The sequence below is a fragment of the Vibrio sp. V03_P4A6T147 genome (genome assembly GCF_002241085.1).
In the GTDB taxonomy this organism is placed as follows: Bacteria; Pseudomonadota; Gammaproteobacteria; order Enterobacterales; family Vibrionaceae; genus Vibrio; species Vibrio anguillarum.
The window spans coordinates 1-10,471 of the sequence record NZ_NDIO01000360.1 but is presented as its reverse complement, the minus strand read 5'-3'; the positions used below and the strand labels follow the sequence as shown (position 1 = coordinate 10,471).

The 10,471-nt window shown below is 43.9% G+C and carries 8 protein-coding genes and 1 pseudogene; 5 read left to right on the top strand and 4 right to left on the bottom strand.

The genetic code is table 11. From position 1 onward, the window contains the following. The first annotated feature begins 54 nt into the window (after window positions 1-54). Entirely contained in the window at window positions 55-2,154 is a 2,100-nt protein-coding gene (gene ppk1 / locus B9J84_RS14050; protein ID WP_013857518.1) for a polyphosphate kinase 1, read from the top strand. Beyond that, entirely contained in the window at window positions 2,135-3,640 is a 1,506-nt protein-coding gene (gene ppx / locus B9J84_RS14045; RefSeq protein WP_017046241.1) for an exopolyphosphatase, read from the top strand. The genes ppk1 and ppx overlap by 20 nt, the downstream gene beginning before the upstream one ends. A 41-nt stretch (window positions 3,641-3,681) precedes the next feature. On the opposite strand, the gene B9J84_RS14040 is transcribed toward ppx, so the two are convergent. From B9J84_RS14040 to phoB, 3 genes are read right to left on the bottom strand one after another with little or no spacing between them, the layout of a single operon-like run. Next, entirely contained in the window at window positions 3,682-4,641 is a 960-nt protein-coding gene (locus B9J84_RS14040; protein WP_094124391.1) for a PstS family phosphate ABC transporter substrate-binding protein, read from the bottom strand. Then, window positions 4,638-5,939, bottom strand: coding sequence for a phosphate regulon sensor histidine kinase PhoR (gene phoR / locus B9J84_RS14035; protein ID WP_013857521.1), 1,302 nt, complete (start codon window positions 5,937-5,939; stop codon window positions 4,638-4,640). Before phoR ends, B9J84_RS14040 begins: the two co-directional genes overlap by 4 nt. A 20-nt stretch (window positions 5,940-5,959) precedes the next feature. After that, window positions 5,960-6,649, bottom strand: a complete 690-nt coding sequence (phoB, locus tag B9J84_RS14030) for a phosphate regulon transcriptional regulator PhoB (RefSeq protein ID WP_013857522.1) — start codon at window positions 6,647-6,649, stop codon at window positions 5,960-5,962. A gap of 190 nt (window positions 6,650-6,839) precedes the next feature. On the opposite strand from phoB, the pseudogene rdgC reads away from it, so the two are divergent. From rdgC to B9J84_RS14015, 3 genes and pseudogenes are all read left to right on the top strand, one after another. Next, a pseudogene (gene rdgC / locus B9J84_RS14025) lies at window positions 6,840-7,753 on the top strand (recombination-associated protein RdgC). Between the two features lie 162 nt (window positions 7,754-7,915). Further along, window positions 7,916-9,316 carry a tRNA 5-hydroxyuridine modification protein YegQ gene (gene yegQ, locus B9J84_RS14020; RefSeq protein WP_017042130.1) on the top strand — a complete coding sequence of 467 codons (1,401 nt, stop codon included), beginning with the start codon at window positions 7,916-7,918 and terminating at the stop codon, window positions 9,314-9,316. A gap of 2 nt (window positions 9,317-9,318) precedes the next feature. After that, window positions 9,319-9,573, top strand: a complete 255-nt coding sequence (locus B9J84_RS14015) for a YfhL family 4Fe-4S dicluster ferredoxin (protein WP_013857525.1) — start codon at window positions 9,319-9,321, stop codon at window positions 9,571-9,573. Between the two features lie 40 nt (window positions 9,574-9,613). Here B9J84_RS14015 and nfsA read toward each other — a convergent pair whose 3' ends face one another. Continuing rightward, window positions 9,614-10,336 (bottom strand): oxygen-insensitive NADPH nitroreductase, encoded by a 723-nt coding sequence (gene nfsA / locus B9J84_RS14010; protein ID WP_017047921.1) that lies wholly within the window; start codon window positions 10,334-10,336, stop codon window positions 9,614-9,616. Between the last annotated feature and the right edge of the window lie 135 nt (window positions 10,337-10,471).

Sequence of the window (10,471 nt, the reverse complement as noted above, 5' to 3'; positions counted from 1 at the left end):
GCACACAGAGGGTGAGTCAGTAAAAAACGTCAATTGAGTTAAAAGGTAACATGAATGAGTACGGACAAGTTGTATATCGACAAGGAATTGAGCTGGCTTTCGTTTAATGAACGCGTATTGCAAGAAGCCGCAGATAAAACCGTGCCTTTAATCGAGAGAATACGGTTTTTAGGTATTTTTTCTAACAATCTGGATGAGTTCTATAAAGTTCGCTTTTCCGATGTAAAACGGCAAATTTTGATCAACCGAGAACGTGGTGGTAACGATACTACCAAGCATTTGCTGACACGAATGCAAAGTAAGGCGTTCAAACTCAACCAAGATTTCGACAATCTCTATAATGAGCTTATTTTAGAAATGGCACGTCGCCGTATCTTCTTGGTTAATGAAACGCAGTTGGATGAGACTCAGAAAAAATGGATCACTAAGTATTTCCATAAAGAAGTGCGCCCGCATATTACACCGCTGCTCATGACTGACGACATTGATGTCATGCAATTTTTGAAAGATGAATACGCCTACATTGCCGTTGATCTCAAACACAATGACCGCAGCCAATATGCGCTGATTGAAATCCCGACAGACCACCTACCGCGCTTTGTCATGGTGCCGGAGCAAAAGGGCAAACGCCGCAAAACCATCATCTTATTGGACAACATCATTCGCCACTGCCTTGATGAGATTTTCCGCGGATTTTTTGACTATGAAGAGCTCACGGGTTACGCGATGAAAATGACACGTGATGCGGAATATGACTTGCGACGGGAAGTCGAATACAGTTTGTTAGAACAGATGTCAGAAGGGTTGAATCAACGCTTAAGTGCTATGCCCGTACGCTTTGTTTATGAACGCGAAATGCCGACAAAAATGCTTAAATTCTTGTGCGAAAAACTCAAAATATCGCACTATGATAGCCTTCTTCCTGGTGGTCGTTACCATAACTTTAAAGATTTTATTGGGTTCCCAAACGTGGGGCGTGACTATTTAGAGAACAAGCCGCTACCACCCATGCAATGTGCTGACTTTGAAGGTTTTGCCAATGCATTTGATGCGATTCGCGCTCAGGATATTCTACTTCACTATCCTTACCACTCATTTGAACACATTACCGAGTTGGTAAGACAAGCGTCGTTTGATCCCAAAGTGATCAGCATCAAAATCAATATTTATCGTGTTGCCAAAGATTCTCGCCTAATGAACTCGCTCGTCGATGCGGTACACAATGGCAAACGAGTGGTGGTAGTGGTTGAGTTACAAGCACGGTTTGATGAAGAAGCCAACATTGAATGGTCACGTATTTTAACCGAAGCGGGGGTCCAAGTAATTTTCGGTGCTCCCGGATTAAAAATTCACTCTAAATTGCTGCTCATTAGCCGCAAAGAACAGGATAATATCGTTCGCTACGCACACATAGGCACGGGCAACTTCCATGAAAAAACCGCCCGTATCTATACGGACTTTTCACTACTGACCGCCGACAATGAAATTGCTACCGAAGTACGAAACGTGTTTGGCTATATTGAAAACCCTTACCGCCCAGTTAAATTTAGCCATCTCATTGTGTCGCCAAGAAACTCTCGTATTCAGCTTTATCGATTAATCGACAGTGAAATCGCCAATGTGAAACTTGGCAAAAAAGCCGCAATCACTTTAAAGTTAAATAACTTAGTGGATAAAGGGTTAATCAATAAACTGTATGGCGCAAGCAGCGCAGGCGTACAAATTAAGATGATCGTCCGGGGCATGTGTTCGCTGGTTCCGGGAATTGAGGGCGTGAGTGACAATATCAAAATCATCAGCATCGTTGATCGCTTTTTGGAACACCCTCGTGTCATTATTACGCACAATGATGGCAACCCGCTGGTGTATATCTCCTCTGCCGACTGGATGACGCGCAATATCGATCATCGTATCGAAGTAACGACACCAATTCGTGACCCACGTTTGAAACAGCGTATGATTGACATTATGAATTTACAATTTACCGATACAGTGAAAGCGCGCTGGATAGACAAAGAGATGAGCAATAATTATGTAGAACGTGGTAACCGTAAAAAAGTGCGTTCACAATTTGCCATCTACGACTATCTTAAGAATGTAGAAAGACAGACCAGAAAGAGCAAAGAACCCTTACATGACAATCAACCCAACTAATACTATTCGCGATATTGCGGCCATCGATTTAGGCTCTAACAGCTTTCATATGGTGGTGGCCAAAGTCGTCGATCAAGATCTGCAACTGGTGAGCCGCCATAAGCAACGTGTACGCTTGGCGGCTGGGTTAGATGAACAAAAAAATTTGGATGCCGATGCCATAGAGCGAGGACTTGAATGCTTAGCGATGTTTGCCGAGCGGTTGCAAGGTTTCGAACCTGAAAACGTGCGCATCGCGGCCACGCATACGCTGCGTCAAGCCAATAATGCTCATACATTCTTGCAACGAGCCAAACAGGTACTGCCTTTCCCTATTGAAATCATTCCCGGAGCTGAGGAAGCACGCTTAATTTATTTAGGCGTGGCACATACTCAACCTCAAGCAGCGTCTATGTTGGTGGTGGATATCGGTGGCGGTAGTACCGAGATGGTGATTGGCCAAGGGTTTGATCCAGACCTAATCAACAGCAAGCAAATGGGATGCGTCAGCTATACCGACCGTTACTTCGCTGATGGTAGGCTTTCAAGCAGAAACTTCGCTCATGCGATATTAGCCGCCGAGCAAAAAATCGAATCTATTGCGGCGAAATATCGCAAAAAAGGGTGGGAAGTCGCCTTCGGCTCGTCAGGAACCATCAAAGCCATTCACGAAGTACTGATTGGTTTGGGCTTTGATGATGGCATCATCACGCTTGAGCGAGTCAATAAACTCATTGAAAAACTCTGTGAATGGCAAAGTATTGATGAGATCGAACTCAGCGCGTTGACTGACGATAGAAAACCCGTTTTTGCTGCGGGCGTTGCCATTTTAAGCGCGGTTTTAAAATCGCTGCGTGTGAAAGAGATGCATTTTTCTGATGGTGCATTACGAGAAGGTTTGCTTTATGAGATGGAAGATCGGTTCAAGTATTCCGATATCCGTTTACGCACCACTGAAAACCTCGCGATGAAGCATCTAGTCGACTTAGAGCATGCCGCTAAAGTCAAAGGCCATGCAAAAGAGTTTCTACAGAATGTGACCCCAGAGCTAGGATTGAAAAAAGGCAGCGAACTGTTTGATCTTTTGGAATGGGGAGCGTTATTGCATGAGGTGGGATTGAGCATCAACTTACAAGGCTTTCACCGACACTCTGCTTATATTCTGCGTCACACCAACATGCCCGGTTTTAACAGCGAGCAACAGCAAGTGCTGTCGACCTTAGCACGCTTTCAACGCAAATCCCTCAAGCTGCAAGAAATGAATGATTTCACCTTGTTTAAGAAAAAGCACATCATTGGCCTCATCCGCGTGTTGCGTTTAGCGATTGTTGTCAATAGCCAACGTAATGATGATCCTCTTCCTGAGCTGACGCTCAGTGCAAAAGATGATGAGTGGAAACTAGAATGTGAAGACGCCAATTGGTTAGAAAATAATAAATTATTACATGCGGATCTGATGTGCGAACAACAGTATTGGCGAAGTGTCGGTTGGCAGCTCAATGTTTAATTTGAATTGGGTTTGATTAAAAATAGCGAGCGAACAGCTCGTTATTTTATGCCCACTTTAGCTAGTTCTTGCAGAGCAAACTCGGCACTGACAGGCACATAACCATCTTTCCCAACAATCGCTTGTCCTTGCTTAGAAAAAATGAAACGGATAAATTCGCGCTGCATGGGTGGCAGATCCTGATTAGGATGTTTATTCACATACACATACAAATAGCGAGATAACGGATAAGCACCTGATAGAATATTTTCATAACTTGCGGCAATAAACTGATCGCCTTGTTTGGCTATCGGAATCAATTTCACACCAGAAACCTGATAACCAACACCAGAATAACCGATAGTATTGATCGATGAAGCAACCGATTGTACAACCGATGCCGATCCCGGCTGCTCGTTTACTCCCTTTTTGAAATCGCCACCACATAGTGCGTTTTGTTTGAAATAGCCATAGGTTCCCGACACCGAATTTCGGCCAAACAGTTGAATTCCCCGCTTGGCCCAATCCTCATCAACGCCCAATTGCGCCCAAGTATTGGTCGGTTGTGTAGCACCGCAGCGCAACGTGGATGAGAAAATACTATCTAATTGAGTAAAATTAAGCCCTTTGATTGAATTATCTCGATGTACAAAAATACCAATGGCATCTATCGCAACCCGCAATGCAGTCGGCTTATAACCGTGAGTGCGTTCAAATGCTTCAATCTCACGACCACGCATCGGGCGACTCATTGGGCCAAATTGCGCCGTTCCTTCAGTTAAAGCAGGAGGCGCTGTGGAGGAACCTGAGGCTTGAACTTGAGCATTGATATTGGGGTAGATCGTCTTAAACTCTTCAACCCAGAGCGTCGTCATTCCTGCCAGAGTGTCTGACCCCACTGAAAGTAAACTACCTGCAACACCGTTAGTTTTTGAGTAATCCACGAGCGGCTGAGCGATCACCGCGTTCGTGGTAACCAGCAAGTAAAAATAGAGAAAGGCTGTAAATATGCGATGTATCATGACAGCACAACCAAACGTTTAGGCAAAATAAAAGAGAATTTGCTGCCAACACCCACTTCACTGTGAATCTGCAAATGCGTGTCATGATGTGACAATGCATGCTTAACAATCGCGAGCCCAAGCCCACTTCCTCCGGTATCTCGCGAACGTGCTTTATCGACACGATAAAAACGTTCCGTTAAACGATGTAAATGCTGTGGCTCAATCCCTTCCCCTTTATCCACCACGTCTAAACAAGCACCTTGCGCGTTTTGATACCAACGCACATTAATTTCCGCTCCCGGAGGCGTATATTTGACGGCGTTATAAACAAGGTTTGATATAGCACTGCGCAGTTGATCTTCATCGGCCAATACTTTAAGTCGCTTATCGACATCAAAATGCAGTCGGTGATGATGATCGCCACTTAAACTGATTGCTTCTTTTTCAAGTACTTCCAACATAGCCGGAACATCAACCACTTCATCCAGCTCATGCATAGGCGCCGCTTCAATTTTTGACAACGTCAGCAGTTGATTAACTAAACTGTTCATACGGTTTAACTGCTCAGTCATCACTCCATGTGCCTTAGGCCACATCGGCCCTACCAGCATGTCAGGGTCTTCTGTCATCTCAAGATACCCTTGCAACACCGTCATCGGCGTTCTCAGTTCATGAGAAACGTTAGCAAAGAAATTTCGGCGCATGCCTTCTAACTGTTTCAACTGAGTGACATCACGCACAACCATCAAATGCTCACCTTCTGTGTAAGGCACAATACGCAGCTCTAGCATTCGCTCCACATTAAGTGGAGAGCGCATTTCAAGCGGTTCTGTGAAATCATCTTTTTGCAGATATTTGATAAAATCAGGGGCGCGCAATAAATTTGAGATAGGTTGACCAGCATCATCTGGCCAGCGAAAACCGAGCAGGTGTTGTGCAAGTCGGTTACACCAAACAATGTTCCCTTCGTCACGGAACACCACCACCGCATCGGGTAGCGACTCAGCCCCGTTACGAAAGCGGCGGATCAAATTGGTCAGTTCTTTGCGTTTTTTACGTTGGCGTTGCTGTAAACGGTAAATCCCATTAAACAGGTATTCCCAATTTCCAGTCCCGGAAGGCGGCGTTAAACGTTTTTCATCCCACAACCAAGCCGACAAGCGCATTTGGTTATGCAAATGCCAAATCAGTTGTAACGCCGTAGCCGCTAGCAGCAGCCAAGCCATATGGCCAAAGATCCAGCCAACGATAATCCAAGGAGAGTAAAAAAAAGCCAGCTCCCAAGCCAGCCTTTTCCACGTTAAACGTTCAACCATTTCGTACCTTAATTAATCCTTTATGTTCTGGATGAAAAGCGATAACCGGCACCACGTACTGTTTGAATTAATTTATCGTGGCCAGCCTCTTCTAACGCTTTTCTCAGACGGCGTATATGAACATCGACAGTGCGGTCTTCAACATAAACGTTGGTACCCCACACATTGTTCAATAACTGCTCACGGCTGTAGACGCGTTCTTGGTGCGTCATAAAGAAGTGTAGCATTTTGAATTCCGTCGGCCCCATCTCTAAGGCATTATCATTAGCCGTTACTCGATGAGAGACAGGATCTAACTTCAATCCTTGCACGTCGATCACATCTTCCAGTGCTGTCGGTGTGACGCGCCGGATAACCGCTTTCAAACGAGCTACCAACTCTTTAGGCGAAAAAGGTTTGGTTATGTAATCATCCGCACCCACTTCAAGGCCGCGAACTTTATCTTCTTCTTCACCACGGGCGGTTAACATCACAACCGGAATGTTGCGTGTTAATTCTTCACGCTTCATATGCTTAATAAAGTTGATACCACTCCCGCCGGGCAACATCCAATCTAATAACACAAGATCGGGAAAGGGTTCAGCCAGTTTACTCACCGCCGTGTCGTAATCTTCCGCTTCAACAGCTTGATAACCTTTTTGCTCAAGCACGAAACACAACATTTCGCGAATGGGTGCTTCGTCTTCAACAACCAGAATCCTTCTAGACATTTGAATAACCTTTCTATGTAATCAACGCTATGCATTATGGGAAACAATTATGACACTTTTGTGACCTTTGCAAACAATTTTTCATATAAGTTTCTTATCAAGTTCATGATTATATTTTGAAATTGATTTAAGACTTTAGCTTTCAAATCCCCTATCATGTTGCGTCTTCTAATTAAGTAAGAGAAAGAATATGTGGTTTAAAAACTGTATGGTTATCGTGTTAATCGCGATGTAGAATTCAACGCCGATCAGCTCGAAAAACAACTGGCCGAATTTCGTTTTACGCCATGCGGCAGCCAAGATAAGCAAAAATTTGGTTGGGTTAACGCAATGGGTAAACACGGCGACATGATGACCCACGTTTCTGAAGACCGTATTCTGATCTGCGCGAAAAAAGAAGAAAAGATGTTACCTGCTTCGGTCATTAAAGATTCTTTGAATGCCAAAGTTGAAGCGATGGAAGTGGAAGAAGGGCGACCTCTCAAGAAAAAGGAGAAGGAAAGCCTCAAGGAAGATATTGTCATCGATCTCCTACCTAGAGCATTTAGCCGCAGCAATCTCACCTTTGTGCTTATCCTACCCAAGCAAGGCTTCATTTTAGTCGATGCCGCAAGCTACAAAAAAGCTGAAGACGTTTTGGCGCTGCTACGCAAAACCATGGGTAGCCTACCCGTAGTACCTGCGATCCCAGAACAAGCGGTAGAAACAACACTTACTCAGTGGGTTAAAAGTGGCGAACTACCACAAGGGTTTAGCTTGTTGGATGAAGCTGAATTAAAGTCGTTATTAGAAGATGGCGCAGTGATCCGCTGTAAGAAACAAGAACTGACAAGCGATGAGATCTTAAGCCATATTGAAGCCAATAAAGTCGTCACTAAACTGGCATTGAACTGGCAAGATCGCCTGAGCTTTATTCTGGCTGAAGATTGTAGCATTAAGCGTTTGGCATTTAGCGATGAGCTCAAAGAACAAAATGAAGATATTCCACGAGAAGAGCAAGCGGCTCGCTTTGATGCCGATTTCTCATTAATGTGTGGTGAAATGTCGGCATTTTTGCCTAACTTATTTGACGTTCTCGGCGGCCTTCCTCACCCGAACGCTTAACAAAAGCATCATGCAAAAGCCCAATACCCTTAAAAGTGTTGGGCTTTTTTGTATCGCTTACGATCCCTACTATGCATAAGGTTATTTTTAACGTAAAATTTGCGCCCCTCCAATACCATCAGGTGGTATTGGCCTGACTTGAGATCAGATTAGAGAAAAACAATGAGCACACATACCCCTTTTGTCCCCGAGCTACTATCACCGGCGGGCAGTCTAAAAAACATGCGTTATGCGTTTGCTTACGGTGCAGATGCCGTTTATGCCGGCCAACCTCGTTATAGCCTTCGTGTACGCAACAACGAATTTAACCATGAAAACCTGCAAATCGGTATCGATGAAGCACATGCTTTGGGTAAAAAATTGTACGTGGTTTGTAATATTCAACCCCACAACTCAAAACTTAAGACATTCATCCGAGATCTAAAGCCTGTGGTTGAAATGGGACCTGATGCGCTCATTATGTCTGACCCTGGGCTTATCATGATGGTTCGTGAAGCATTTCCTGAAATGCCTATTCACCTTTCAGTTCAAGCCAATGCTGTTAACTGGGCAACAGTTAAGTTCTGGGCATCCCAAGGCGTTGAACGAGTGATTCTATCACGCGAACTTTCGTTGGAAGAAATTGAAGAAATTCGTGAGCAATGTCCAACGACCGAACTCGAAATTTTTGTTCATGGCGCATTATGCATGGCTTATTCAGGTCGCTGTCTATTGTCTGGCTACATTAATAAACGTGATCCAAACCAAGGAACATGCACTAATGCATGTCGTTGGGAATACAAAGTTGAATCAGCCAAAGAAGATGAAACAGGTCAAATTGTCGAGAAATTTGATCCAGCAGCAGTTCAAACTATCAAGGTACAAGAAGAGCGCCCTGATAATACACTTGGTTTAGGCAAACCGATTGATGATGTGGTTTTGCTTTCAGAAAGCCATCGTCCAGAAGAGAAGATGGCCGCTTTTGAAGACGAACATGGCACCTACATTATGAACTCAAAAGATCTACGAGCCGTACAGCATGTAGAACGATTGACGAAAATGGGCGTGCATTCATTAAAAATAGAAGGCCGTACTAAATCTTTCTATTATTGCGCTCGTACAGCTCAAGTGTACCGCAAAGCAATTGATGACGCAGTTTCAGGTAAACCATTTGATGAAAGCCTGATGGGCACTTTAGAAAGCCTTGCACACCGTGGCTATACCGAAGGTTTCTTGCGACGCCATACACACGATACTTATCAAAACTACGACTATGGCTATTCAGTCTCAGATTCACAGCAATTTGTTGGCGAATTTACGGGTAAACGTCGTGGTGAAATGGCTGAAGTTGAAGTTAAAAACAAGTTTATCTTAGGTGATAGTTTAGAGCTGATGACCCCAAAAGGGAATGTTGTCTTCAGACTTGAAGCAATGGAAAACCGCAAAGGTGAAACTGTTGATGACGCAAAAGGAAATGGTCACTTTGTTTATATCCCGGTTCCTGAAGAGTTGGATTTAAACTTTGCTCTGTTAATGCGTAACTTGAATGCTGGCCAAGATACTCGTAATCCCGTAGGCAAGTAGTTATGGCATTATTGATCACCAGTAAATGCATTAACTGTGATATGTGTGATCCGGAATGCCCGAATGGCGCGATCTCTATGGGCAACCGGATCTATGAAATTGATCCTAATCTATGTACTGAATGCAAAGGACATTACGACAAGCCCACCTGTCAATCCGTATGTCCGATAACAAACTGCATCATTACCGATCCAGAACACATAGAAACTGAACATCAACTACTTGAAAAATTCGTCGTTATTCAAGGTTTAGCCTAATCATTGTAAAAGAGCCCAATCGTTAAGATTGGGCTCTTTTTTATCGGTGTGCTAAGCCTTTACTGTTGAGATAGTTCAACATATGAGGTCGAGATTCTTGTGCTAATTTAGCCGTTACCTCTGTAGACCAAGCCGCTTGCTTGGTATTGGAAGAACGCGTCTGATAATAAGCCCTCATCGTCTCATCATATTGCTCTATTTCAGCATAACTCAAAGCATGGTAGGTATTCTCATGAACAATTACCTCAGGAGATAAACGAGGTTTTAGTTGTGGATTCTGAGCCGGATACCCCAAACACATACCAAATAACACTGCGCAATATGGAGGAAGCTCTAATAACTCATCCACTTCTTTAGGTGAATTTCTTAAGCCGCCAATATAAACACCACCCAATCCCATCGATTCTGCCGCCAATAAACAGTTTTGTGCCATGATCCCAGCGTCTACAGCGCCAATCAAAGTGAGTTCAATCAGCTCTGGTTTTACCTCAGGATTAATGGCGTAATGACGTTGGTAGTCAATGCAGAACACTAAAAACTCAGCAGCGCTTGCAACATAAGCTTGGTTGCCCGCCAGTATAGCCAACTGCTCGCGTTTATCTTTATCCGTAACACGAATGATTGAATTAACCTGTAATAGGCTCGATGATGATGCCGCAATACCAGCAGAAATAATTGTACTCAGCTGATCTGGAGTTATCTTCTGATCGGTAAAAGATCGGATAGAACGATGTGCAAGAATAGTTTCAATGACTGGATTCATCTTATATTTTTCCCTACGAGGATATTGCCACTATCTTAGCAAGCATTACCTACTGACGCCGTAAAAATGCAAACTTAAAATTAGCACAGAAAAGATCGGTTTAATGCAGTATGGAGGCGATACTTTTATTGAAGT

Coding starts and splice junctions, on each gene's coding strand:
- ppk1 (WP_013857518.1), top strand. CDS start 55: ATGAGTACGGACAAGTTGTATATCGACAAGGAATTGAGCTGGCTTTCG.
- ppx (WP_017046241.1), top strand. CDS start 2,135: ATGACAATCAACCCAACTAATACTATTCGCGATATTGCGGCCATCGAT.
- B9J84_RS14040 (WP_094124391.1), bottom strand. CDS start 4,641: ATGATACATCGCATATTTACAGCCTTTCTCTATTTTTACTTGCTGGTT.
- phoR (WP_013857521.1), bottom strand. CDS start 5,939: ATGGTTGAACGTTTAACGTGGAAAAGGCTGGCTTGGGAGCTGGCTTTT.
- phoB (WP_013857522.1), bottom strand. CDS start 6,649: ATGTCTAGAAGGATTCTGGTTGTTGAAGACGAAGCACCCATTCGCGAA.
- yegQ (WP_017042130.1), top strand. CDS start 7,916: ATGAGCACACATACCCCTTTTGTCCCCGAGCTACTATCACCGGCGGGC.
- B9J84_RS14015 (WP_013857525.1), top strand. CDS start 9,319: ATGGCATTATTGATCACCAGTAAATGCATTAACTGTGATATGTGTGAT.
- nfsA (WP_017047921.1), bottom strand. CDS start 10,336: ATGAATCCAGTCATTGAAACTATTCTTGCACATCGTTCTATCCGATCT.